The organism is Bradyrhizobium sp. 191 (assembly GCF_023100985.1).
Classification (GTDB): Bacteria; Pseudomonadota; Alphaproteobacteria; order Rhizobiales; family Xanthobacteraceae; genus Bradyrhizobium; species Bradyrhizobium diversitatis.
The window spans coordinates 4,945,163-4,967,699 of sequence record NZ_CP064692.1; the positions used below are offsets into that span (position 1 = coordinate 4,945,163).

The window sequence follows — 22,537 nt, forward strand, 5'->3', positions numbered from 1 at the left end:
CCTCATCCGACGCTTCGCGCCACCTTCTCCCACAAGGGGAGAAGGAAAAAACTACACCACCTTGCTTGATCCCTGCGTGATCAACCGCGCGGCGCGCTGGTCGCGGGCGTAGATCCAGAGCCAGCTGAGCGCGACGCTGAGGCGGTGGCGCAGGCCGATCAGGAAGTAGATGTGGGCGATGCCCCAGATCCACCATGCGATGGCGCCGCGCAGCTTGATGCGGCCGAAATCGATCACTGCCAGGCGCTTGCCGATCTGGGCGAGGCTGCCGGCATGCTTGTAGCGGAACGGGCCGGTCGCCGCGCTGCGCAGGCGCGCTCTTATGGTGTCGGCGACGTGGCGGCCCTGCTGCTTGGCGGCCGGCGCGATGCCGGGCACCGGCTTGCCGTTCCAGGCGTTGATGCTGACGGTGTCGCCGATCGCAAAGATCTCCGGATGGCCGGGGATGGTCAGGTCGGCTTCGACCTGCACGCGCCCGGCACGGTCGCTGGGGGCGCCCAGCCATTCGGCCGCGGGCGAAGCGCGCACGCCGGCGGCCCAGATTCGGGTCTTCGCCTCGAGCAGCTTGCCGCCGAACACGACGCCCTCGCGATTGATCTCGGTAACGGCCTGGCCGCGCACGACCTCGACGCCGATCTTTTCCAATGAGGCCTGGGCATAGGCCGAGAGGTCGTCGGGAAAGCCTGCGAGCACGCGCGGGCCCGCCTCGATCAGCACCACGCGCGCCTTGTGCGTGTCGATATTGCGGAAATCGCCGGGCAGGGTGTGATGCGCCATCTCGGCGATGGTGCCGGCGAGCTCGACGCCGGTCGGGCCGGCCCCGACGATGACGAAGGTCAGCCGCGCCGCGCGCTTCTCCGGATCGGTCTCGCGCTCGGCGCGTTCGAACGCCACCAGGATGTGCCGGCGCAGCGTGGTCGCATCCTCCAGCGTTTTCAGGCCGGGCGCGAACTGCTCCCACTCGTCGTGGCCGAAATAGGCGTGCCGCGCGCCGGTGGCGAGCACCAGCGTGTCGTAGGGCACCTCGCTGCCGTCGTCGATCAGCACGCAGCGACGCGCCGTGTCGACGCCGCTCACGGTGGCAAACAGCGTCGTCACATCGCGGCGATCGCGCATGAGATGGCGGATCGGCCAGGCGATCTCGCTGGTTGCGAGCGAGGCGGTCGCGACCTGGTAGAGCAGCGGCTGGAACAGATGATGATTGCGGCGGTCGATCAGCGTGATCTCGACGGGAGCGCCCGCAAGCCGGTAGGTCGCTTCCAGCCCGCCGAAGCCGGCGCCGACGATGACGACGCGATGGGGATTTGCGGCCATGATGCACCTTCGAATCTCGCTGCTGCTCACCTTCATTTAAGTGCGGATTGGGCGCCGCGGTCCAATAGCCGTCATCAATCGCTGCATAGGCCTGATGTATCGATCTGGCGCGAAAAAGCGTCGCAGCCTTGACCAAGCCTTGGCCGAAGTGAGTAGAATTATATTTCTTGCCATCGCCGATTGAGGCGAAATATGGTGCAGGGCGGGCGCTGAGCCATTGGCGGCTCGACAGATTTTGCGTTCAATAGAAACAGGCCCGGGGCGGCGATCACCCCGTTTCCGGGACCGATAAGATAATATGGAGGGAGTGGTTATGAGGACGGCATTTTGGCTGGCGGGCGCAGCGGCGCTGGTGCTGGCAAATCAGGCATTCGCCGGCGACACGATCAAGATCGGTTTCGTCTCGACGTTCAGCGGCCCGACCGCCGTGATCGGCAACGACATGCGCAATTCCTTCGAGCTCGCGCTCGATCATCTCGGCCGCAAGATGGGCGGCAAGCCGGTGGAGGTGCTCTACGAGGACGACGGGCAGAAGCCCGATGTCGGCAAGCAGAAGACCGAGAAACTGGTGCAGTCGGACAAGGTCGACTTCATCGTCGGCTATATCTGGTCGAACGTGCTGCTCGCCTCGCTCAAGACCGCGGTCGATTCGAAGACCTTCCTGATCTCGGCCAATGCCGGTCCGTCGCAGCTCGCGGGCGAGCTGTGCTCGCCTTACGTGTTCTCGACCTCCTGGCAGAACGACCAGACCCCGCAGGCGGTCGGCACCTATATGAACCAGAAGGGCGTCAAGTCGGTGTTCCTGATCGGCCCGAACTACGCCGCCGGCAAGGACATGCTGGCCGGCGTCAAGAGCACCTTCAAGGGGCAGGTCGTGGGTGAGGAATACACGGTGTGGCCGAGCCAGCTCGACTTCTCCGCCGAGATCTCCAAGGCGCGCGCCTCCGGCGCCGAGTCGATCTTCGTGTTCTACCCCGGTGCCGCCGGCGTGCAATTCCTCAATCAATATGCGCAGGCCGGGCTGAAGAGCACGATGCCGCTCTACACCGCCTTCACCATCGACGAGCTATCGCTGCCGCTCCAGAAGGAGAACGCGCTCGGGGTGCCCGGCGCGCAGCAATGGGTCAACGACCTCCCCAACGAGCAGAACAAGCGCTTCGTCGCCGACTACCGCAAGAAGTACACCGGCCTGCGCCCGACCTTCTACGGTGCGCAGTCCTATGACGCCGCGAACCTGATCAACAGCGCCGTCGTCGCCGTGAACGGCGACACCTCGAAGAAGGACGAGATGAAGGCCGAGATGGAGAAGGCCAACTTCAAGTCGGTGCGCGGCGCGTTCAAGTTCGGCAACAACCACATCCCGATCCAGAACTTCTACCTGCAAGACGTGGTCAAGGATTCCGAAGGCCAGCTCGCGCTGAAGACCGTCGCCACCATCGTCGAGAACGACCAGGATCGCTTCCACGACAAGTGCAAGATGAAGTAAGGTTGGTGCTCCCAGCTGCCTCTTCCCCTCTCCCCGCTTGCGGGGAGAGGGACAGGGTGAGGGGAGTTTCCGCGGGGGCGGTAGACGTTGAGTTCGCAACTATTCACCACATCGTCATTGCGAGTTGGGACCGGCATTGAGGAGCCGACGCGCGCTGGATGAAACTGTCGGAGCGTGGGCAAATGCGGTATTTTGAGAGGCCGTCGGCAAAGAGGTCGATTACTCTCTGGTGCGCGAGAGCCCGGTTGCGAGTTGGACCCGGGTTGCCTGGATAACCCACACTGGCGCGGAGGGGCTGCATGGCCCTCGAGCACGCTTCCTAGCATTCTTTTCTGACAGGCGCCTATGCCGCCGGCGCTAACTGTTGAGGAGAGGAGCATGGATATTTTGTATGAGCGGGTGGCGGGGCTGGATGTACACAGGGACACGGTCGTGGCCTGCGTGCGGATCATGGTCGATGGCAAGGCGCAGCGGGAGTGCCGGACTTTTGCGGCCACGACGGACCCGCTCGTGGAGCTGAGAAGGTGGCTGGAAGAAAGCCGGTGCACGCATGTGGCGGTGGAGGCGACGGGCGTCTACTGGATGCCGGTGTTCCGGATCCTGGGCGAAGGCGCCTTTGAATTGATCGTCGCCAATGCGGCGCATATCAAGAATGTGCCGGGACGCAAGACCGACATGAACGATGCGATGTGGATCGCCGATCTGTTGGCCTGCGGGCTGATCAAAGGCAGCTTCATTCCCGAGGAGAAGGTACAGGAGCTGCGCGCGCTGACGCGAACGCGCAAGCAACTGGTGCGCGAGCAGGCGCGGCACGTGCAGCGGATCGACAAGACGCTGGCGGAAGCCAACATCAAGCTCGGCTCGGTGATCTCCGACATCATGGGCGCGAGCGGCCGGCGGATCATCCAGGCGATGATCGACGGCGTCCGGCAGCCGAACAAGCTGGCCGAGCTTGCCGGCAAGCAGCTCAAGGCGTCGCCGAAGGAGCTTTACGATGCGTTGCACGGGCGCCTGACGGATCACCATCGCTTTCTGCTCGCGCTTCACCTGAAGCAACGCGATGGTCTGGATGAGACGATCCGCAAGCTTGATGTCGAAATCGCTCAGCGGATCGAGGGCATGGAAGCGGAGGCAGGCGGTGGCAAGATCCCCTTTCGCCACTTGATCGGATTGTTGACCACGGTCCCCGGGATCAGCGCGGTGGCAGCGCCGGCAATTTTATCCGAGATCGGCGCCGATATGAGCCGCTTCGAGACTGCCGGCCATCTCGTTGCCTGGGCCGGCCTGTGCCCCGGGCAGAACGAGAGCGCCGGCAAGCGCAAGTCCTCGCGCCTGCGCAAGGGGGCGCCGTGGCTCAAGACGATGCTCGTTCAATGTGCTTGGGCCGCCAAGCGCTCAAAGAACAGTTACTACCGAGCGCAGTTCTTCCGCTTGCAGGCCAGACGCGGACCTCAAAAAGCCATCTGCGCTGTCGCCGCCTCGCTCCTCACCGCCATCTACCACATCCTCAAAAACGGCACCGAGCACCACGACCTCGGCGCCGCCTACTTCGACCGTCGGCCCACCGAGGTCAAGGCAAGCCGCTTGGTCGCGCGCCTCAAAAAGCTCGGCTTCACCGTCCAACTCCAGCACATCGCGGAGGCGGCCTGACCCTAAACAACCAGCAGTTTCTTCCTAGCGCAGCGAAGCAATCCAGTCTCTTTCCGCGGAGGGATTCTGGATTGCTTCGCTGCGCTCGCAATGACGAGTTGAGGGAGCGTTGCTCTTGATTGTAATGTGACTCGCTGAGAGTCCCCCTCACCCGGAATTTGCTCTCGTAAATTCCGGCTTCTCTCCGCATCCGCATCCGCATCCGCCTTCGCCAAAGCTTCGGCGGACAAGCGCGGGGGAGGCGAAGAACTACACCCGCGGCATGCTCATCGGCCTCACCTCGCGGGCCTGCGCTGCGAGCCTGATGGCGGCGTTGGCCGCGCCAAAGCCCTGATAGCTCCTTCGCTCGACGATCTCGAAGAAGAAGCGCTCGTCGAAGATGTGGGTGTAGACCTGGAAGAATTCGCCGTCGCCCTCGCGGTCGTAGAGGATGTGGTTGGCGCGCAGCTGCGCCATCAGCTCGGGCGCGAGGTCGTATTTGGCTTCGACATCGTCGTAGTAGTTCTCGGGGATGTCCAGGAAGTCCGCACCGCGCTTGCGCATCGCGGCAACGGTCGCAAAGATATCCCGGCATGCGAACGCGACGTGCTGCACGCCCGAGCCGAAGAACTCGGAAATGAAGCGCGCCGGCAGTGTGCGATTGGCCGAGGAGCCGTTGAGCACGAAACGCAGGCTTTCGTCGCCGTTGATGATGGCCTGGCTCTGCACGAGGCCTCTGGGGTCGACGATCTCCATCTGCGGCCGCCGCTTCAGATCGAGGATGCCGGTGTAGAACAACAGCCAGGACAGCATCTCGTCATAGGGCATCGACTGTGCGATGTGATCGACCGCGAGCAGTGCATCGCCGCTTGCATCGCTTGCAACCGGCTCGAAATCGGTACCCCAGTTCTTGCCGGCCTGATCGAGAAAATAGAGCAGGCTGCCGCCGACGCCGTGGATCGCGGGGATCTCGAGTTCGCCCGGCCCGACCGGCTGGTAGAAGGTCCGCGCCTTCAGCGTCTCGGCGCGCTGCATGGCGAGGCCGGCATTGTCGACATCGAGCGCAATCGCGCAGACGCCGGGACCATGGGTGACGTAGTGCGAATGGGCAAAGCCGTCGGTCTCGCAATTGATGACGAGCTCGACCTTGCCCTGCGACCAGCGCTCGACAGCCTTGCTGCGGTGCCGGCCGGTCTTGCGGAAACCGAGCTGCGAAAACAGGCGGCCGAGTTCGCTCGCCTTGGTCTCGTTGACGGCGAACTCGATGAAGCCGATGCCGCGACTTCTGGCTTTCGGTGCCAGCGGCTCGCCGGCAAGCTTCGGCCAGTCCGGCGCGAGTTGGTCCTCCAGCAGGATCAGCGAGCGTAGCCCGTCGATCGCAGTCTGCGCCGCCGAGCCGGCGCGGAACTGGTCGTTGAATATCTCCAGCGACAGCGGCCCGGCGTAGCCGGTCGCCGCAATCGCGGCCATGAACTCGCCGATCGGCAGGTCGCCCTGGCCGGGGAAGGAGCGGAAGTGCCGGCTCCAGGAGAGAATGTCGAGCTCGAGCCTCGGCGCGTCCGCCAGCTGCACCAGAAAGATCTTGTCGCCGGGGATCGAAGCGATCACACGGGTCGGAAAGCCCGGCGCCAGGGCGTGAAAACTGTCGAGGATGATTCCGATCGCGGGATGATCGGCGCGGCGCACGATCTCCCAGGCGTCGCGATAATCGTTGACATGGCGGCCCCAGGCCAGCGCTTCGTAGCCGACGCGCAAGCCGCGCCTGGCGGCTCGCTCGCCAAGCTCGCGAAAGTCGTTCGCGGCGCGGTCGATGCCGCCGAGCGAGGCGGGCGACACGTTGGAGCAGATCAGCAGCAGTTCGGTGCCGAGCTCCTGCATCAGATCGAACTTCCGCTCCGCGCGGCCGAAGTTGCGCGCGCGCTGGGGCTCCGGCATGCCTTCGAAATCGCGGAACGGCTGGAACGCGCAGATCTCGACATTGAGATCGCGGCAGAGCTTTGCGATGTCGCGCGGGCCTGCGCCGAACGACAGCAGATCGTTCTCGAAAATCTCGACCGCGTCGAAACCTGCGGCCGCGATGGCGCGGAGTTTCTCGTCGAGAGCGCCAGAGAGGGAGACCGTTGCGATCGAGCGCTTGTTCATGCCGCGCTCTCCTCCATGGCGCCGCCGAGGAAAAGCTGGCCGATGCGCGGATCGTTCAGAATGCGCCTGGCGTCATCGACCATGCGGGTCTGGCCGAGCTCGAGCACGATGCCGATGTCGGAGATCTCCAGCGCCGAGCGCGCGTTCTGCTCGATCATCAGGATGGTGACGCCGCGGTCGCGCAGGGATTTCAGGATGTCGAAGGTCTGCTGCACCATCAGCGGCGACAGGCCGATCGAGGGCTCGTCGACCAGCACGAGTTTCGGCTCGAGCAGCAGCGAGCGGGCAATCTCGAGCTGCTTCTGCTCGCCGCCCGACAGCGTCGAGGCCTGCTGCGTAGACTTGCGGCGCAGCGCGGGGAAGAGGTCGAGCGCCGCCTCGATCCGCCTGGGCAGGTCGAGGCCCTTGTCGGCGGCGACGCCGCCGAGCTCGATGTTGTGGCGCACCGACAGCTCGGGAAAGATGTTGCGCCCCTGCGGCACGTAGCAGATGCCGGCGTTGAGCAGCGCGCGCTGGCTCCAATTCGTGACATCGCGACCCGCGAAGCTGATCTTGCCCTCGCGCAGCCTGAGCAGGCCGAAGATCGCCTTGAACACGGTCGACTTGCCGGCGCCGTTCGGGCCGATGATGGTGGTGATGGTCGCCTGCGGCACGGCGAAGGTCGTGCCGTTCAGGATCGTCATCTTGCCGTAGCCGCCGACGAGATTGTGGACCGAGAGGATCGGGTCACTCATCACTCGCTCCCTACAGCATGATCCGGAAAAGTGCGCAGCGGTTTTCCGACAAGATCATGCTCAAACAACAAGGCTAAAGCGCGATGCCGGTTCATTCTAATCTCCATCGCGCTTTAGTGTCCGAGATAGGCGTCGATCACGGCGGGGTTCTTGCGGACCTCGTCCGGCCGTCCCATCGCCAGCACCTTGCCCTCCGCCATGACCATCACGCGCGAGCACAGCGACATCACGAACTCCATGTTGTGCTCGATCACGACGAAGGTGGCGTTCTTCTCGCGGTTGATCGCGACCAGGCGCTCCTTCAGGTCAGCCAGCATCGACGGGTTGACGCCGCCGGCGGGCTCGTCGAGCAGCACCAGGCGTGGTCCGCCCATGAAGGCCATGGCGGCATCGAGCAGCTTCTGCTGGCCATAGGAGAGACCACCGGCCGGTTCGTCGGCGAGATGATCGAGCTTGAAGAAGCCGATCATCTGGTTGGCGGCGTCGGTCAGCCCCGCATCGGAGCGGCCGACCAGGCGCGAGGCCATGTTGCCCTGGTGCTCCTGCCCGGCGAGGATCAGGTTTTCCCGCACCGAGAGCTTTGGGAACACCTGCAACAGCTGGAAGGTGCGGCTGACCCCGAGCCTGTTGAGCTCGGACGGACGCAGGCCGGTGACGACCCGCCCGTCAAGCTTCACTTCGCCGCCGCTCGGGCTGAGCTGGCCGAGGATGCAGTTGAACAGGGTCGACTTGCCGCAGCCGTTCGGGCCGATCAGGCCGAGAATCTCGCCCTCGCGCACGTCGAACGAGACGCCGCCGACGGCGCTGATGCCGCCGAAGTTCTTCTTGATGTCGGTGACTTCGAGGACCGCACTCATTGCGCCGTCTCCAGGCGGGATTTCGCGACGGCACGTAGCGCGGAAGCCGCTTTGGTACGGCGTTCGGCGAGATAACGGTCCAGGAGTCCCAGAATGCCCGTCGGCGACCAGATCAGCAGCAGCATCACGGCGACGGCGTAGAGCATCAGATAATAGCCTTCGGTGAAGCGCAGCCATTCCGGCAACAGCACCGCGATCATGGCGCCAAGGAAGGGGCCGAAATAGAACCCGGCGCCGCCGACGATCACCATCATCAGCAGGTCGAGCGAGAGCGACAGGTTGAACGGAACAGGGTCGATATACTGCGTCAGCGGCGCGTAGAGCGCGCCGGCGACGCCGCCGAGTGCCGAGCCGATTGCGAACGCCATCAGCGTGTAGCGCCGTGTGTCGATGCCGAGCGATTGCGCGCGCAGCGGATTTTCGCGCAGTGCCATGAAGGCGCGGCCCCACGGCGAGCGGATCAACCACCACATCGCGAGCGACACGATCGCAAGCGAGGCGAGACACACATAGTAGAACGGCAGCGGCTTGTTGGTTGCCAGCCCGAAGATGTGCGGGCGCGGGATGTTGGAGATGCCGTAGATGCCGCCGGTCAGCCAGCTCTCGTTGCGGAACACCAGGAAGGCGAGCGTGGAGAAGGCGAGCGTGACGAAGGCGAGATAGTGGTGCTGCACGCGCAGCGCGGGATAGCCGAGCACCCAGCCGACCGCGAAGCTCAGGACGATCGCGACCACGATCGCCGCCGGCAGGGGCCAACCATGCGTCGTCATGATCGCCGCCGCATAAGCGCCGATGCCGACGAAGGCACCCTGCGCCAGCGAGACCTGGCCGGCATAGCCGAGCGTAAGATTGAGGCCCATCGCGGCGATGCTCATCACTGCCCATTGGCTGAGGATGAACAGGCCGTAGCGGTTGAAGTTCATGGGGACGATGATCAGCGCGGCGATGACGGCAAGGCCGAGCGCGATCTTCAGGGGTTTGGCGAAGCCGCTCATACGGTGCGCTCCTCGGCACGGCCAAGCAAGCCCTGCGGCCGGAACAGGATGACTGCGATCAGGAAGATCATCGGCACGGCGGCGCGGTACTGCGTCGAGACATAGGCGGCCGCGAGATTGTCGAGCACGCCGATCAACAGGCCCCCGGCGATCGCACCGCGCACCTGGTTGAAGCCGCCGACGATTGCGGCGATGAAGGCGGCTTGGCCCAGCACCTCGCCGGAGGAGAACTTGGCGAGGTAAATCGGCGTGATCAGGAGCGAAGCCAGCGCGACCAGGAAGGCGTTGATCAGGAAGGTCAGCAGGATCATGCGCTCGACCGGGACGCCAATGATGCGCGCCACCGTCGGGTTCTGCGCCGCCGCCTGCATCTGGTGGCCGAGCGAGGTACGGTTCAGAAGCGTCGTCAGTCCAAGCACGGCGAGGATGGCGACGACGAGCACGCCGATGCTCTGCAGCGAGACGGCGTGGCCGAGGATGGAGATGTCGCCGGTCGGCACGACCGAGGGGAAGGGTGAGGCTTCCGCGCTGTAGAACTGCTTGACGGCCTCCTTGATGCCGATCGCGAGCGCCATCGTCGCAATCGCCAGCGGCAGCACGCCATGGCGCATCATCGGGTCGACCAGAAGCAGCTTGAAGGCGAGGCCGAGCAGGATCATCGAGAGCAGGATCCCGAGGATGATGGCGAGCCAGAACGGCGCGCCCACATGCATGGCCGCCAACATGAGGAACGCCGGCAGCATCACGAACTCGCCTTGGGCGAAATTGATGGTCTGCGAGGTCTGCCACAGCAGCGTGAAGCCGACCGCGACGAGCGCGTAGATCGCGCCAGTGGCAAGTCCCGCGACCAGAAGATCGAACAGGTTGGACATGTTCCCCTCTTTATCTCACTCCGCTCTATCGTCTCCCTCTCCCCGTTCTTACGGGGAGAGGGCGGGGTGAGGGGCTGTCTCCGCGAACTCAACTGTCACCGTGACTGCGGAAGCAGCCCCTCACCCCAACCCTCTCCCCGCGAAGAGCGGGGCGAGGGAGAAGAAGGGCGAGAGCGCCTCACTTCACCTTCGGCAGCACCTGCTTCACGACCTGCTTGCCTTCGACGACCTCGACCAGGAAACTCTGACGATCGATGTCGCCGGTATCGCTGAAGGTGACGTCCATCAGGATGCCCGGCTCGTCGGCGGCCTTGATGGTCAGGCCGTGCAGCGTGTCGGCGAACTTCTTGGGGTCGACCTTGCCCATCTTCTCGGTGGTGGCCTTCACCATATAGACGGCGAGATAGCCCTTCAGGCCGTTGTGGTCCGGCACGTAATTGTACTTCTTGGAGAACTTCTCGCGGAACGCCTTGATCAGATCGACCGGGGCATCCGTGGTGAGGCCGACATGGCCACGCGCGCCGTTGGCGGCATCGCCGGCGAGCTCGATCACCTTTTGGCCGATCAGCGTGGTCTCGCCCATCAGCGGCACAGTGACGCCCTGCCGCTTCAGCTCCTTGAGGATGCGCGCGCTCTCTTCTTCGTTGAGATACACGAACACGGCGTCGGGGTTGGCGGCCTTGATCTTGCCGACGTCGGCCGCGAAATCGGCCTGGCCCGCCTCGGTCGAGAGATCGGCCACCACCTTCGAGCCGAGCCGGTCGAGCTCCTTGATGACGACGTCGCGGCCGCCGCGGCCGAAATCGTTGTTGACCCAGATCACGGCCACCGACTTCGCCTTCATCTCGTCGTGGATGTACTTTGCGACCTTCGGCATCGAGGATTGCTGGCCGAACGAGGTGCGGAACAGGTACTTGTTACCTTGTTGCGTCAGCTCGGCGGCCTCGCCACCCATGATCTGCGCGATGCCGGCCTCGGCGGCGAGCGGCGCGGTGACCTTCACCGAGCCGGAATAGCCGGGCCCGAGCAGCACATACGGTTCGGCGTCGAGCGCCTTCTGCACCTGCGCGCGGGCGACGCCGGGGTTGGACTGCGAGTCGGCGTGGGTGACCTCCAGCTTGCGGCCGAGCACGCCGCCCTTGGCGTTGATCTCCTCGATCGCGAGGTCGATGCCGTTCTTCCAGTTGGTGCCGACGGTGGCGCCGCCGCCGGACAGCTCGGCGACGTCGGCGAGCTTGATCGCCTGGGCGTAGGCGCTGGTTGCGGTCATGATGGTGAACAGCGCGCCCACCAATAGCGTTGGTTTCATCGTCCTCTCCTCCCGTTTCGAATCTTGCAAGCGGCCTTGTGTCCGGCCGCTTTGCCTCAAGCTGCCTGATAGGCGGCACTGCGCGCAGCCATCACGGCATCAAAAGCCTCTCCCATGATCTCGGTCGATGGGGCAAGGCCGGTGAACAGTTCGAAGGCGTCCGCGGCCTGGTAGATCGCGAGCTCGCGCCCGGTCATGGTCCGGGCGCCTTTCTCTCGCGCTGCGGCAAGCAGCGGCGTGATCAGCGGCGAATAGACGGCGTCGGCGACCCACAGGTCCGCCCTGAGCAGCGCCGCCGGTACCGGCGTGTCACGGCTCGGCAGCATGCCGACTGGCGTGCCGTTGACGAGGCCGGTCGCGCCAACGAGCGCGTCCTCGACGCTTCCAGCCACCCTCGCGCCGCCTTGCCCGGCGAGCAACCCAGCGAGTTTCTCAGCGCGCGCCGGCTCGCTGTCGAAAATGCGGATGTCGGCGACTTTCAGGCTCGCCAGCGCGAACGCGATGGCCTTGCCAACGCCGCCGGCGCCAATCACCGCGACGGCATTGCCGGACGGTGCAAGCAGTGGCGCCACCGCCCGCGCGAAACCCGTGGTGTCGGTGTTGTGGCCGGTCAGCCGGCCATCCCTGACCACGACGGTGTTGACCGCGCCCATGCTGGCTGCGCCCGGCGCCAGCGCGTCGAGCAGCGGGACCACGGCCTCCTTGTAGGGGTAGGTGACATTGACGCCGACGAAGCCGAGCCGCCGCACGCCTTCGAGCATCATGCGGAGCCCGGCCGCGTCGGCGCCGGCGACCTCGATGAGTTGGTAGTGACCGCGCAGGCCAAGCGCCTCGGCGGCGCGTTCATGCATGGCGGGGGACGCGGAATGCGCGATCGGCGCGCCGATCAGGCCGGTGAGAAGCTTCTTGCTGGCGGCGTATCGCTTCGACATGGTTCGCCATCGTCTCGTTGGGAGCGTCCGGTCCCGGCCATTAGCGGGGAAAACCGCGCAATTCCAGCTGCGACGATAGCCTTTCCTCCGCCTAACACAATTACCCTTTTATCCGGCAAACCTAACATCATGTTATTTCTTCCGGCCCCGTGCCGAAACGGTCTTGCCGTTGCCGCGCGACGGCTCGACCGCGCGCATCTCGGTGCGCAGGGACTCGATGAAATACTCGGCATGCAGCGACAGCGGCGCGCCGCGCTTCACTGCGACGTAGGTATCGAACCGTGTCGGCTCGGTGATCTTCAACAGCTCGATCCCCGGATAGCCGCCATGGGCCACCGTGAACTGGTCGATGATGGCGATGCCGAGCCCCGCCTTCACCAGTGCGCAGACCGTGGTGCCGAAGCGCGCGCGGATGGTGATGTTGTAGTCGAGCCGGTTGCGCGCAAAGATCTCGGCCATGATCCGCCCATAGGGATCGTTCGGGTCGATGCCGATCAGCGGATAGCGGGTGATCTCGGCGGCGGAGACCTGCTTGCGGCCGGCGAGCTCATGGCCGGGCGGAACGATGCAATAGAGCTCGCCCGAGGCGAGCGGCATGAAGTCGAGCCCGGAGTGCTCCAGCCGGTAGCTCATCGCGACGCACTCGCCGCGGCCGAGCAGGAGATAGTCGATGGCTTCCTCGAGCTTGAGGATGTTGATGTCGATGCCGAGATCGGGATAGCGGCGGCGGACGCGCTCGATCGCGCGCGGCACCATCACCTGCGAGATGCTCGGCACCGAGCCGATGCGCAGCTCCGAGAGGCCGCCGCGGCCGATCTTGGAGATGATCTCGGAGAGATCGTCGACCTTCTTGTAGACGCCGTTGATCTGCTCGAAGATGTTCTCGGCTTCCGGCGTCGGGAAGTAGCGCCCGTTCTGGCGCTGAAAGAAGCGGATGCCGAGCGAGCGTTCGGTGTATTTGACCAGACGGCTGATCCCCGGCGCCGACACGTTGAGCAGCTTCGCCGCACCGCCGATGGTGCCCGTCACCATCACGGCACGGATCACTTCAACCTGGCGCAGCGTCATCATGGCCTTGAAATGTCCTTGGCATCCGAAAGACGATCGTGGCGGCGATCATCTCACGAGAGCCGTGATGTCATCCAGCGGCAAGTGGGGTGTCGATGTGGACGGAGGCGGCAGACTCTGCCCTCTCCCCCTTGTGGGAGAGGGTGGCTCGCCGCGTAGCGGCGAGACGGGTGAGGGGTCTCTCTCCGCGACTTCAAATGGGAGTTGGATTCGCGGAGAGAACCCCTCATCCGGCGCTTCGCGCCACCTTCTCCCACAAGGGGAGAAGGGAAACCAAATTTTCAGCCAGAGAGTTTCGACTAAAATCTGCGCGCTCAAATGGAAGGGCCGCGTCGCCGCGCGATCTGTTGCATCGGCGTCGTTTGTTGCAACTGCGATGGCTAGCTCGCCGGGCCCTCGGGCGATACGTTCTCGGCCGCCTCCGCGTGCTCGCTTTGCAGCACCTTGCGCGCGAACTCGATGATCTTCTGCTTGTTCGCCGTTTCGCGGACGGCAAAAAACACGCGGTTCAATTCCAGTCCGAGCACGCTGTTGAGGGCAATGTCCTCGTCTTCCATCATTGGTTTCCCGCTTCAGACATTTCAGGTGTATCGCGGCGTAAATTCTGCCACAAGTAGTTTAAATCTTCAGAGCAGATCGGCACCGGGAAACTACGGCCACAGCCATTTGAGGCAGTTCGCAGATACGTGCTATACGGAAGCGGCGAGGGTCAGGAAACGCACCGATGTCCGCCGTAGACTATGGCCGGGAGGCGCTCGACTTCATCGAAGGCCTGCAGGCCTACCGCAAGGTTCCAGAAGCCATGAATGCGCTCGAAGCGGCCTTTGGTCGCTTCGGCTTCGAAACCATCATCGTGACGGGATTGCCGAATCCCGACCAGCGGTTCGCGCAGATGGTGCTTGCCAAGCGCTGGCCGGCGGGATGGTTCAGCCTCTACACCGAGAACAATTACGACCGCTACGATCCCGTGGTGCGGCTCTGCCGGCAATCGGTCAATCCGTTCGAGTGGTCGGAAGCCCCCTATGATGCCGAGCTCGAGCCGAGCGCAGCCGAGGTGATGAATCGCGCCAGCGAGTTTCGCATGTCGCGCGGTTTCATCGTGCCGATCCACGGGCTCACGGGCTATGAGGCCGCGGTCTCGCTTGGCGGCGTCCATCTCGACCTCAATCCCCGCAGCAAGCCGGCGCTGCACCTGATGGCCATGTATGGCTTCGACCACATTCGCCGTCTGCTCGAGCCGGTGCCGCACCCGTCGACGCACCTCACTCGGCGCGAGCGCGAGGCGATCGCCTGGGCTTCGCAGGGGAAATCGGCCTGGGAGATCGGCGAGATCCTGCACATCACGCAGCGCACCGCCGAAGAGCATCTTGCAACCGCCGCGCGCAAGCTCGGTGCCGTCAACCGTACGCATGCGGTAGCGCTGGCGATTCGCAACAAGATCATCGCTCCCTAGCCGCCTCACTGGGAAATTTCCCAATATCGGATCTGCGTCTTTTCGCGGAGTCTGCCTCCATTGATAATGAATGGGGGTTTTCATGATTCACGCAATTTCCGCGGTAAATCGCCACCTTTATGAAGACGTGATCGAGCAGCACTTCCGGCTACGTCACGACATTTTCGTCGAGGAGCGGCGCTGGGAGACGCTGCGCAGGCCGGATGGCCGCGAGATCGATTCCTATGATGACGAGGACACCGTCTATCTGCTGGCGCTGGAAGAGCGTCGCGTCGTCGGCGGTCATCGGCTCTACCCGACCACCAAGCCTTCGATGATGAGCGAGGTGTTCCCGCATCTGGCGGCGGTACGCGGCTGCCCGGCCGATCCGCTGGTCTGGGAATGGTCGCGCTACTTCGTCGTGCGCGATCGCCGCGACGGCGCGCTCAACCTGCAACTGATGGCGGCGGTGCAGGAGTTCTGCCTCGATCAGGGAATCGCGCAGGTCAGCGCGATCATGGAGACGTGGTGGCTGCCGCGCTTCCACCAGGCCGGGTTCGTCGTCACGCCGCTCGGCCTGCCGGCCCTGGTGGAGAACGCATGGACCATGGCGGCGACCATCGACATTCGCCGCGAGACACTCGATGCCCTGCACGATCGAATCGGCATGGCTTCCGTCGTGCAGCAAGACGGCCCGCGACTGGATGCCGTCGCCCGTGCCAACCTCTGCGGCTTCGCTGCCGCGCAACGAAAGAGCGCCTGAGATGTCGAACATGATGCGGGACAGCCAGATCATGGCGCAAACGAACGACGAAAATCTCGGCTACATGTCCGATATGGCGCTCGAGCTGGCGCAGATGGCGGACGACGCCGGGTTGGCGACGCTCGCCTATCTGTTCCGGATGGCAGCGCTCGAAGCCACGACGGCCAACAGCGGGCTCGCCGAACCCGATGATCTACCCCGGCAGATGACGTCGCACTAGACTTCCCCAGAACTCCGACAAATTTGCACCCTCTCGTCCGTTCGCCGGCGAGAGGGTGATCGCATGGGTGCGGCAGGTTGCCCCAGCCTGCACGGCAGCCTTCTTGCTAGGGTCGATCTCGATCGCATGCATCGGCATGCAACAAAGTGCATGTTTGGTGTCGAATCGCTCTTGCCTCGGAACGATACTGCCATTACCCATTTTTCGGCCTTGAAGAGGCAGGGGGAGCTCTTTCACTGATGGCGACATTGCTCGAACATCGGCGCGACGCTGCGTGCGCCTGAAAGAGTCTTGATGCTGCTTGTCGTCGAACAGTTCCTGAACGGATTGCAGTTTGGCCTGCTGCTGTTCCTGCTCGCCGCCGGCCTGACGCTGGTGTTCGGGATCATGGATCTCGTCAACCTCGCGCACGGCTCGCTCTATATGATGGGGGCCTACTTCGCCGCGACCTTTGCCGCCTGGACCGGCAGCTTCCTGCTCGGCGCGCTGATGGCGCTCGGGGCCACGCTGGTGCTCGGCATCGTGCTGGAGGTGACGGCGCTGCGGCATCTCTATGGCCGCGACCACCTCGACCACGTGCTCGCGACCTTCGGCCTGATCCTGTTCTTCAACGAAGCCGTGCGGCTGATCTGGGGCCCGGCCGGTCTTGCGCTGCCGCTGCCGGCCTGGCTCACCGTACCTGTGCCGATCCTGCCCGGCATTCACTATCCCGCCTATCGCCTCGCGATCATCGTGGTGGCCTTGCTGGTCGCGCTGCTGCTCTATCTCGGCGTGATGCGCACCCGCATCGGCATGCTGATCCGGGCCGGCGCCTCCAATCGCGAGATGATCGGTGCGCTCGGCATCAACATCAAGCTGCTCTATACGCTGGTGTTCGGTTTGGGAGCCGCGCTCGCGGGCCTTGCCGGCCTGATGCAGGCGCCGATCCTGACCGTGCAGATCGGCATGGGCGAGAATATCCTCATCCTCGCCTTCGTCATCATCGTGATCGGCGGCATCGGCTCGATCCGCGGCGCGTTCCTCGCCGCGATCTTCGTCGGCATGATCGACACGCTCGGCCGTGCCTTCCTGCCGAACCTGTTGCGGCAGGTGCTGAGCGGTGCCGCTGCTTCCACCGCCGCGCCGGCGCTGTCGTCCATGCTGATCTACCTGCTGATGGCGATCGTGCTGGTGGTGCGCCCGGAGGGGCTGTTTCCGGCCAATCGTCGATGAAGGCTATCACGGTGAGCAAGGCCGTCACGGCCCTGATGCTGGCGGGCCTCGTGCTGCTGCCGCTCTATTCGCAGCTCTCCGGCAACATCTTCATCCTGACGCTGTTCACCCGCATCATCATCCTGGCGCTGGCGGCTGCGAGCCTCAACCTGATCATGGGTTTTGGCGGCATGATGAGCTTTGGTCACGCCGCCTATCTCGGCATCGGCGGTTACGCAGTCGGCATGCTCGCTCAGGAAGGCGTGGGAAGCGGCTTCATCCAGTTTCCGGTCGCGCTCGCCGCCTCCGCCATTTACGCGCTCGTGATCGGCGCGCTCTCGCTTCGCACGCGCGGCGTCTATTTCATCATGATCACGCTTGCCTTCGCCCAGATGGCCTATTACGTCGCCTCGGGGCTGGCGCGTTACGGCGGCGACGACGGCCTCACCATCTACAAGCGCAGCGACTTCTCCGGCCTGATCGATCTCGGCAATCGCGTGCAGTTCTACTATCTCTGCCTTGCCTGCCTGTTCGGCGTCATCTTCCTGATCTGGCGCATCGTCAATTCGCGCTTCGGCCTCGTCGTGCAGGGCCTGCGTTCCAACGAGCAGCGCATGCAGGCGATCGGCTTCCCGGCCAAGCGCTACCAGCTGGTCTGCTTCGTCATATCAGGCACCATGTGCGGCCTTGCCGGGGCGCTGCTCGCCAACAACACCGATTTCATCAGCCCGGCCGTGATGTACTGGACGCGTTCCGGCGACCTCATGGTGATGGTGATCCTCGGCGGCATGGGCACGCTGTTCGGCCCGGTCATGGGCGCCGTGGTGTTCCTGCTGCTGGAAGAGTTCTTGTCGCAGATCACCGAATACTGGGCGCTGATCATGGGTCCGCTGCTGCTGCTGATCGTCCTGTTCGGCCGCGGCGGCATCATGGGCGCGCTGGGGAGGGCTGGCCGTGGCTGAACCCTTGCTCCGCGTCGAAAAGCTGGTGCGTCGCTTCGGCGGCATCATCGCGACGGATCACGTCTCGCTCGACGTCGCGGAAGGCGAGCTGCACGCCATCATCGGCCCGAACGGCGCCGGCAAGACCACGCTGATCAGTCAGCTCACCGGACATCTCTCCCCGCATTCCGGTAGCGTTTTGCTCGGCGGCCGCGACATCACCGATCTGCCGGCCTATCGCCGCTGTGCGCTCGGGCTCGCGCGCTCGTTCCAGATCACCTCGCTGCTGCTCGACTTCACCGCCGCCGACAACGTCGCGCTGGCGGCGCAGGCGCATGCCGGAACCTCGTTCCGCTTCTTCGCCAACGCGCGCAAGGAAAAAGGCCTGCGCGATGCCGCGCGTGCCGCGCTCGACCGCGTCGGGCTGGCGCATCGCGCCGATGTTCTGGTGTCGAAGCTCAGCCATGGCGAGCGGCGCCAGGTCGAGCTTGCGGTCGCCCTGGCCAGCAAGCCGAAATTGCTGCTGCTCGACGAGCCCATGGCCGGCCTCGGCGTCACCGAGTCCCAGGGCATGGTCAAACTGCTCCAGGAGCTGCGCAAGGAAGTGTCGATCGTGCTGGTCGAGCACGACATGCCGGCGGTGTTCGCGCTGGCCGATCGCATCTCGGTGCTGGTCTATGGCCGCGTCATCGCCTCCGGCGATCCTGCCGCGATCCGCCAGAACGAGGACGTCAAGCGCGCCTATCTCGGTGATCAGCATGTGGTGACGCATCATGGCTGACACATTGCTCGAGGTCGACGGCATCGAGACCTGTTACGGCCTGTCCCAGGTGCTGTTCGGCCTGTCGCTGTCGATCAAGCCGGGCGAGATGGTCTCGCTGATGGGTCGCAACGGCATGGGCAAGACCACCACCATCCGCTCCATCATGGGCCTGACGCCCGCGCGCGCAGGCGCGATCCGTTTCGCTGGCGCCGAGGTGCGACAGCTTCCGTCCTACAGGATCGCAAAGCTCGGCGTAGGCCTCGTTCCGGAGGGGCGCCAGATCTTCCCGAACCTCACCGTGCGCGAAAACCTGGTGGCCGCCGCCGCGGACCGCTTCGGCAGCAGCAATCCGTGGACGCTGGCAGCGATCTACGTGATGTTTCCGCGCCTCGCCGAGCGTGCCTCCAACATGGGCAACCAGCTCTCCGGCGGCGAGCAGCAGATGCTCGCCATCGGCCGCGCATTGATGACCAATCCAAAACTCCTGATCCTGGACGAGGCAACCGAGGGCCTTGCGCCGCTGATCCGCGAGGAAATCTGGAGCTGCCTGTCGCTGCTCAAGAGCCGGGGACAGTCGATCCTGGTCGTCGACAAGAATGTCGACCACCTCGCCCGCATCTGCGACCGCCACTACATCATCGAGCGCGGCAGGACGGTGTGGAGCGGCACGTCCGACGAACTCGTGGCCGAGCCGGATCTGCAGCACAAATATCTGGGAATTTAGCGCTTCCTCGCGCGATGTGAGCAGCGGAATGCCAGCGCCTCGCATTCCCCGTCAATCGACCTTACCCAATTCGGATGCAGCGCCCGGCTAACGTGCGAGGCGGTGCGCGCCGATCTCGATCAGGGTGGTCCGACAGGACAAGCGATAGATCAGGCTGAAAAATTGATCCCACATGACCGAACTCCGTTGTTGATCATGGACGGAAATTATAGGCCGCGTGTCCTTCCGGCGTTTTTCGCGGAATGAGGAAATGGCTTCGTCCCGGAGTGGCGCAATGTCGTCGGAACTTTCCGGAAGAAGTCGCCTCACGGGAGCGTGAAGCAACGCGCCCGGCGTGAGGCCGGCCCGGATTCCGATAGAAGCCGGTAGTTCTCCCGAGATGAAGCGCGCGCGGCGAGGCAGTATCGTGCGGCGCTCCAGACTTGGTTGTCGAATGAGTTCCGATCGTGAAGATGATCCGCCGATCCTCATCTGCTCGAGATGCAGGCGGCCAATGAAGTTCCTGGCGACGCTGCCGGGAATCGTCATGCTCCGTTCGGAGCACGCCTACAATTGTATTCCGTGCCGGCGCGTCGACACGATTCGGCTGAAGTGACCATCGGTGCCGGATCGGGCCGGACTTGCTCAAAACATCTCGAAATACTCGCGATGCTCCCAGTCCGTCACCTCGGACAGGAAGCGATCGATCTCGGCGTTCTTGATGTGGGTGTAGTAGTCGACGAATTCGGCCCCGAGCTTGTCGCGGAACGGATCGTCCTTCAGCGCGGCGACCGCATCGCGCAGCGATTTCGGCAATGGCAGCGCTTTGGTCTCGTAGGGCGTGTCCGCCGAGGGGCCGGGGTCGAGCTTGCGGTCGACGCCGTCGAGACCTGAGAGAATCTATAGCTGCATTCCCGTTATCTCGAAGCCGGTGCTATAATGGACTTAAGGCATGAGAGAACAGGGAGGACGCCATGCATCATACCATGGTTTCCCAGTGATCGCGTGGAGCGCGTCGCCGTCTATGGACGCGACGGTACGAAGCTCGGCACAATCGAACGGCTGATGCTCGACAAGATGAGTGGAACGGTTGCCTATGCCGTGATCAAGACCGGCGGACTGCTTGGCACTGAACCGCCCCGGGTTTGCCGGAGGCCATTTGGTTTAAGTTATGCCGCCATGGCCGGTTGTTCCAGCATGGCGTAGTAGCGTTGCTCGGCTTCGGCCGGCGGGATGTTGCCGATGGGCTCCAGGAGCCGCCGGTTGTTGAACCAGTCCACCCATTCCAGCGTCGCGAACTCGACGGCCTCGAAGCTGCGCCATGGTCCGCGCCGATGGATCACCTCGGCCTTGTAGAGACCGTTGATGGTTTCGGCGAGAGCGTTGTCATAGGAATCTCCGACGCTGCCGACAGAAGGCTCGACGCCAGCTTCAGCCAGGCGTTCGGTGTATTTGATAGAGACGTATTGGCTGCCCCTATCGCTATGATGCACGAGCCCGCCGCGATGGACCGGTCGGCGATCGTGCAGGGCCTGCTCCAGCGCATCGAGCACGAAGCCTGCGTGCGCCGTGCGGGAGGCCCGCCAGCCCACGATCCTGCGGGCATAGGCGTCGATCACAAAGGCGACGTAGACGAAGCCGGTCCAGGTCGCGACATAGGTGAAGTCGGAGAGCCAGAGGACGTTCGGCCTTGGTGCCTTGAACTGGCGATTGACGTGATCCATCGGGCATGGCGCGGCCTTGTCGCTGATCGTGGTCTTGACGGATTTGCCGCGGATGACCCCTTGCAAACCCATGTCCCGCATCAGTCGCGACACCGTGCAACGGGCAACATCGAAGCCTTCGCGCTTGAGCTGCCGCCAGACCTTGCGCACGCCGTAGACGGAGAAGTTTTGATCGAAGACGCGCCGAACCTCGATCTTCAGCGCGGCGTCCAGCCTGGCGCGCGCCGACCGCGTGGCCGGATCGCGCCGCTTCGCGACATGGGCGTGGTAGGTCGAGGGGGCAATCGGCAACACCTTGCAGATCGGCTCGACCCCATGCGCCCCACGATGATCGTCAATGAAGGCGATCATGGCTTGGACCGGCGGTCGAGCTCCGCCATCGCAAAATAGGCGCTTGCCTTGCGCAGGATCTCGTTGGCCTGCCGAAGCTCGCGGTTCTCCCGTTCGAGCGCCTTCAGCTTCTCGGCCGTATCGGTCGGAACGCCGGTCCGCTGCCCGCTATCGACCTCGGCCTTCTTGACCCAGTCATGCAGCGTCTGCGGCGTGCAGCCGATCTTGGCCGCGATTGACGTCACTGCCGCCCAGCGCGACGGGTGCTCGCCGGCGTGATCCAGAACCATCCGAACCGCTCGGGTCCGGACCTCGGGTGAAAACTTGTTCGTTGTCTTGCTCGTCATGGCTCCATCCTCTCAGGAGTTGGAGCCTCCGGCAAACCCGGGGCGGTTCAGCACCCATCATCACTACCCTCTCCAGTGGAACGCGCTGAAATACGACCCCAGCCGCGAGGCGTTCCAGATCGAGTTGACGCTGGACGAACTCAGTAGCGGCCCGTGCGAGTTCGATGGCGATGCGTTCGACTGGGGCGACCGTTCGCGGTCCTACCCGCATCCGCACTACTGGTCGGTCTAGCGAGTAAGCCGGCCTGGCAGCCGCATTCTCGGCACCGGACTGGCTGGGCCCGAGCCGCGGCCACCGAGCCGCGTCTGACGGGATCGTCCGGCTATCCGGCGAGCGGCTGTTCGCCGACTTTGGGCCAATAGGTGCCAAAGCTCCAGAGGCCGCCCTCCGGATCGCGCGCGGCGAAATCGCGGCTGCCATAATCGGTTGTGTAGGGCTCCATTTCGATCTTTGCGCCGGCGGCTTTCACCTTCTCATAGAGCGCGTCTGGATCATCAACGGCCAGATAGACGGCATCTGTCCGCCGGCCGCTGATGTCACCAACCCGCTTGGCGTAGGCATCGTCGCGATGCGCGCCCAGCATGAGGATCGACGATCCGAACGCCAGCTCGGCGTGGATGATCGTGCCCTCCTTGCGGTACACCACGTGTTCGGCGAAGCCGAGAACGTTCTTCAGCCAGGCGATCATCGCCTCCGCATCCCTGCAGCGCATCGTGTGGTAGAGGCGCGGCGCTTCGTAGCCGTTCGGCTGGTTCATGAAACCCTCCAAGTTCGGTGCAAGTTC

General features: G+C 64.1%; 23 protein-coding genes, 2 pseudogenes and 1 other annotated feature. Of the genes and pseudogenes, 11 read left to right on the top strand and 14 right to left on the bottom strand.

From position 1 onward, the window contains the following. Positions 1 to 51 precede the first annotated feature (51 nt). A complete protein-coding gene (locus tag IVB23_RS22895) occupies positions 52 to 1,314 on the bottom strand; it encodes an NAD(P)/FAD-dependent oxidoreductase (RefSeq protein ID WP_247800131.1) in 1,263 nt (420 codons plus the stop codon). 313 nt (positions 1,315 to 1,627) lie between these two features. Here IVB23_RS22895 and IVB23_RS22900 point away from each other — a divergent pair, with 313 nt between their 5' ends. Both IVB23_RS22900 and IVB23_RS22905 read left to right on the top strand, forming a co-directional pair. Next, the gene (locus IVB23_RS22900) at positions 1,628 to 2,800 is read left to right on the top strand and encodes an ABC transporter substrate-binding protein (protein ID WP_247800136.1); all 1,173 of its coding nucleotides are present in this window, start codon (positions 1,628 to 1,630) and stop codon (positions 2,798 to 2,800) included. A 378-nt stretch (positions 2,801 to 3,178) separates the two neighbouring features. Further along, positions 3,179 to 4,450, top strand: a complete 1,272-nt coding sequence (locus IVB23_RS22905; protein ID WP_247799878.1) for an IS110 family transposase — start codon at positions 3,179 to 3,181, stop codon at positions 4,448 to 4,450. Positions 4,451 to 4,699: 249 nt separating this feature from the next. Here the strand turns inward: IVB23_RS22905 and IVB23_RS22910 are convergent, their stop codons facing one another. The 9 genes from IVB23_RS22910 to IVB23_RS22950 all read right to left on the bottom strand — a co-directional run bounded on the left by IVB23_RS22910 (position 4,700) and on the right by IVB23_RS22950 (position 13,895). After that, positions 4,700 to 6,571 carry a sugar phosphate isomerase/epimerase and 4-hydroxyphenylpyruvate domain-containing protein gene (locus IVB23_RS22910; RefSeq protein ID WP_247800137.1) on the bottom strand — a complete coding sequence of 624 codons (1,872 nt, stop codon included), beginning with the start codon at positions 6,569 to 6,571 and terminating at the stop codon, positions 4,700 to 4,702. Continuing rightward, positions 6,568 to 7,305, bottom strand: coding sequence for an ABC transporter ATP-binding protein (locus IVB23_RS22915; RefSeq protein WP_247800138.1), 738 nt, complete (start codon positions 7,303 to 7,305; stop codon positions 6,568 to 6,570). Before IVB23_RS22915 ends, IVB23_RS22910 begins: the two co-directional genes overlap by 4 nt. A gap of 113 nt (positions 7,306 to 7,418) precedes the next feature. After that, positions 7,419 to 8,162, bottom strand: a complete 744-nt coding sequence (locus IVB23_RS22920) for an ABC transporter ATP-binding protein (RefSeq protein WP_247800140.1) — start codon at positions 8,160 to 8,162, stop codon at positions 7,419 to 7,421. Then, on the bottom strand, positions 8,159 to 9,157 hold the full coding sequence (locus IVB23_RS22925) for a branched-chain amino acid ABC transporter permease (protein WP_061879691.1): 999 nt from the start codon (positions 9,155 to 9,157) through the stop codon (positions 8,159 to 8,161). The genes IVB23_RS22920 and IVB23_RS22925 overlap by 4 nt, the downstream gene beginning before the upstream one ends. Further along, the gene (locus IVB23_RS22930; protein WP_197969221.1) at positions 9,154 to 10,029 is read right to left on the bottom strand and encodes a branched-chain amino acid ABC transporter permease; all 876 of its coding nucleotides are present in this window, start codon (positions 10,027 to 10,029) and stop codon (positions 9,154 to 9,156) included. The genes IVB23_RS22925 and IVB23_RS22930 overlap by 4 nt, the downstream gene beginning before the upstream one ends. A gap of 178 nt (positions 10,030 to 10,207) precedes the next feature. Beyond that, on the bottom strand, positions 10,208 to 11,338 hold the full coding sequence (locus tag IVB23_RS22935) for an ABC transporter substrate-binding protein (RefSeq protein WP_247800141.1): 1,131 nt from the start codon (positions 11,336 to 11,338) through the stop codon (positions 10,208 to 10,210). A gap of 56 nt (positions 11,339 to 11,394) precedes the next feature. Continuing rightward, a complete protein-coding gene (locus tag IVB23_RS22940; RefSeq protein WP_247800142.1) occupies positions 11,395 to 12,270 on the bottom strand; it encodes a shikimate dehydrogenase in 876 nt (291 codons plus the stop codon). A 132-nt stretch (positions 12,271 to 12,402) separates the two neighbouring features. Then, a complete protein-coding gene (locus IVB23_RS22945) occupies positions 12,403 to 13,341 on the bottom strand; it encodes a LysR family transcriptional regulator (RefSeq protein WP_061879687.1) in 939 nt (312 codons plus the stop codon). Between the two features lie 377 nt (positions 13,342 to 13,718). Further along, positions 13,719 to 13,895, bottom strand: a complete 177-nt coding sequence (locus IVB23_RS22950) for a hypothetical protein (protein ID WP_061879730.1) — start codon at positions 13,893 to 13,895, stop codon at positions 13,719 to 13,721. A gap of 167 nt (positions 13,896 to 14,062) precedes the next feature. Here IVB23_RS22950 and IVB23_RS22955 point away from each other — a divergent pair, with 167 nt between their 5' ends. From IVB23_RS22955 to IVB23_RS22985, 7 genes are all read left to right on the top strand, one after another. Further along, positions 14,063 to 14,791 (top strand): LuxR family transcriptional regulator, encoded by a 729-nt coding sequence (locus IVB23_RS22955; protein WP_061879686.1) that lies wholly within the window; start codon positions 14,063 to 14,065, stop codon positions 14,789 to 14,791. A gap of 82 nt (positions 14,792 to 14,873) precedes the next feature. Beyond that, the gene (locus IVB23_RS22960; protein ID WP_247800148.1) at positions 14,874 to 15,533 is read left to right on the top strand and encodes an acyl-homoserine-lactone synthase; all 660 of its coding nucleotides are present in this window, start codon (positions 14,874 to 14,876) and stop codon (positions 15,531 to 15,533) included. Position 15,534: 1 nt separating this feature from the next. Further along, entirely contained in the window at positions 15,535 to 15,753 is a 219-nt protein-coding gene (locus IVB23_RS22965; RefSeq protein WP_247800149.1) for a hypothetical protein, read from the top strand. Positions 15,754 to 16,047: 294 nt separating this feature from the next. Then, positions 16,048 to 16,965, top strand: coding sequence for a branched-chain amino acid ABC transporter permease (locus IVB23_RS22970; protein WP_036042790.1), 918 nt, complete (start codon positions 16,048 to 16,050; stop codon positions 16,963 to 16,965). After that, positions 16,962 to 17,906, top strand: coding sequence for a branched-chain amino acid ABC transporter permease (locus IVB23_RS22975; RefSeq protein WP_061879683.1), 945 nt, complete (start codon positions 16,962 to 16,964; stop codon positions 17,904 to 17,906). The genes IVB23_RS22970 and IVB23_RS22975 overlap by 4 nt, the downstream gene beginning before the upstream one ends. Then, a complete protein-coding gene (locus IVB23_RS22980; protein WP_247800150.1) occupies positions 17,899 to 18,666 on the top strand; it encodes an ABC transporter ATP-binding protein in 768 nt (255 codons plus the stop codon). Before IVB23_RS22975 ends, IVB23_RS22980 begins: the two co-directional genes overlap by 8 nt. Continuing rightward, positions 18,659 to 19,372: an ABC transporter ATP-binding protein gene (locus IVB23_RS22985; RefSeq protein ID WP_247800151.1), complete on the top strand. Its 714-nt coding sequence runs from the start codon at positions 18,659 to 18,661 to the stop codon at positions 19,370 to 19,372. Before IVB23_RS22980 ends, IVB23_RS22985 begins: the two co-directional genes overlap by 8 nt. 87 nt (positions 19,373 to 19,459) lie before the next feature. Here IVB23_RS22985 and IVB23_RS22990 read toward each other — a convergent pair whose 3' ends face one another. Together IVB23_RS22990 and IVB23_RS22995 are read right to left on the bottom strand one after the other, a co-directional pair. Continuing rightward, entirely contained in the window at positions 19,460 to 19,900 is a 441-nt protein-coding gene (locus IVB23_RS22990) for a hypothetical protein (RefSeq protein ID WP_247800152.1), read from the bottom strand. A gap of 96 nt (positions 19,901 to 19,996) precedes the next feature. Continuing rightward, a pseudogene (locus tag IVB23_RS22995) lies at positions 19,997 to 20,251 on the bottom strand (glutamine synthetase); the annotation flags it as partial. Between the two features lie 74 nt (positions 20,252 to 20,325). Between IVB23_RS22995 and IVB23_RS23000 the strand changes: the two are divergent. After that, positions 20,326 to 20,482, top strand: a pseudogene (locus IVB23_RS23000) (PRC-barrel domain-containing protein); the annotation flags it as partial. Between the two features lie 38 nt (positions 20,483 to 20,520). Here the strand turns inward: IVB23_RS23000 and IVB23_RS23005 are convergent. After that, positions 20,521 to 21,752 (bottom strand): IS3 family transposase gene (locus tag IVB23_RS23005; RefSeq protein WP_247800019.1). Its coding sequence is split into 2 segments (ribosomal slippage): positions 20,521 to 21,461 and positions 21,461 to 21,752, totalling 1,233 coding nucleotides; the frame shifts between segments, so codons are not numbered across the junction. Then, positions 21,352 to 21,468 (bottom strand) — a sequence feature (AL1L pseudoknot). (Overlaps the previous gene by 117 nt.) Between IVB23_RS23005 and IVB23_RS23010 the strand changes: the two genes are divergently transcribed. Further along, entirely contained in the window at positions 21,751 to 21,984 is a 234-nt protein-coding gene (locus IVB23_RS23010) for a hypothetical protein (protein WP_247800153.1), read from the top strand. The two genes, IVB23_RS23005 and IVB23_RS23010, sit on opposite strands and share 2 nt — an antisense overlap. A gap of 91 nt (positions 21,985 to 22,075) precedes the next feature. On the opposite strand, the gene IVB23_RS23015 is transcribed toward IVB23_RS23010, so the two are convergent. Then, on the bottom strand, positions 22,076 to 22,510 hold the full coding sequence (locus IVB23_RS23015; RefSeq protein ID WP_247800154.1) for a VOC family protein: 435 nt from the start codon (positions 22,508 to 22,510) through the stop codon (positions 22,076 to 22,078). Between the last annotated feature and the right edge of the window lie 27 nt (positions 22,511 to 22,537).

Bases quoted from the DNA above. Each gene is read 5' to 3' on its own strand.
- IVB23_RS22895 (WP_247800131.1), bottom strand. From the start codon at position 1,314: ATGGCCGCAAATCCCCATCGCGTCGTCATCGTCGGCGCCGGCTTCGGC.
- IVB23_RS22900 (WP_247800136.1), top strand. From the start codon at position 1,628: ATGAGGACGGCATTTTGGCTGGCGGGCGCAGCGGCGCTGGTGCTGGCA.
- IVB23_RS22905 (WP_247799878.1), top strand. From the start codon at position 3,179: ATGGATATTTTGTATGAGCGGGTGGCGGGGCTGGATGTACACAGGGAC.
- IVB23_RS22910 (WP_247800137.1), bottom strand. From the start codon at position 6,571: ATGAACAAGCGCTCGATCGCAACGGTCTCCCTCTCTGGCGCTCTCGAC.
- IVB23_RS22915 (WP_247800138.1), bottom strand. From the start codon at position 7,305: ATGAGTGACCCGATCCTCTCGGTCCACAATCTCGTCGGCGGCTACGGC.
- IVB23_RS22920 (WP_247800140.1), bottom strand. From the start codon at position 8,162: ATGAGTGCGGTCCTCGAAGTCACCGACATCAAGAAGAACTTCGGCGGC.
- IVB23_RS22925 (WP_061879691.1), bottom strand. From the start codon at position 9,157: ATGAGCGGCTTCGCCAAACCCCTGAAGATCGCGCTCGGCCTTGCCGTC.
- IVB23_RS22930 (WP_197969221.1), bottom strand. From the start codon at position 10,029: ATGTCCAACCTGTTCGATCTTCTGGTCGCGGGACTTGCCACTGGCGCG.
- IVB23_RS22935 (WP_247800141.1), bottom strand. From the start codon at position 11,338: ATGAAACCAACGCTATTGGTGGGCGCGCTGTTCACCATCATGACCGCA.
- IVB23_RS22940 (WP_247800142.1), bottom strand. From the start codon at position 12,270: ATGTCGAAGCGATACGCCGCCAGCAAGAAGCTTCTCACCGGCCTGATC.
- IVB23_RS22945 (WP_061879687.1), bottom strand. From the start codon at position 13,341: ATGATGACGCTGCGCCAGGTTGAAGTGATCCGTGCCGTGATGGTGACG.
- IVB23_RS22950 (WP_061879730.1), bottom strand. From the start codon at position 13,895: ATGGAAGACGAGGACATTGCCCTCAACAGCGTGCTCGGACTGGAATTG.
- IVB23_RS22955 (WP_061879686.1), top strand. From the start codon at position 14,063: ATGTCCGCCGTAGACTATGGCCGGGAGGCGCTCGACTTCATCGAAGGC.
- IVB23_RS22960 (WP_247800148.1), top strand. From the start codon at position 14,874: ATGATTCACGCAATTTCCGCGGTAAATCGCCACCTTTATGAAGACGTG.
- IVB23_RS22965 (WP_247800149.1), top strand. From the start codon at position 15,535: ATGTCGAACATGATGCGGGACAGCCAGATCATGGCGCAAACGAACGAC.
- IVB23_RS22970 (WP_036042790.1), top strand. From the start codon at position 16,048: ATGCTGCTTGTCGTCGAACAGTTCCTGAACGGATTGCAGTTTGGCCTG.
- IVB23_RS22975 (WP_061879683.1), top strand. From the start codon at position 16,962: ATGAAGGCTATCACGGTGAGCAAGGCCGTCACGGCCCTGATGCTGGCG.
- IVB23_RS22985 (WP_247800151.1), top strand. From the start codon at position 18,659: ATGGCTGACACATTGCTCGAGGTCGACGGCATCGAGACCTGTTACGGC.
- IVB23_RS22990 (WP_247800152.1), bottom strand. From the start codon at position 19,900: ATGACGATTCCCGGCAGCGTCGCCAGGAACTTCATTGGCCGCCTGCAT.
- IVB23_RS23010 (WP_247800153.1), top strand. From the start codon at position 21,751: ATGGCTCCATCCTCTCAGGAGTTGGAGCCTCCGGCAAACCCGGGGCGG.
- IVB23_RS23015 (WP_247800154.1), bottom strand. From the start codon at position 22,510: ATGAACCAGCCGAACGGCTACGAAGCGCCGCGCCTCTACCACACGATG.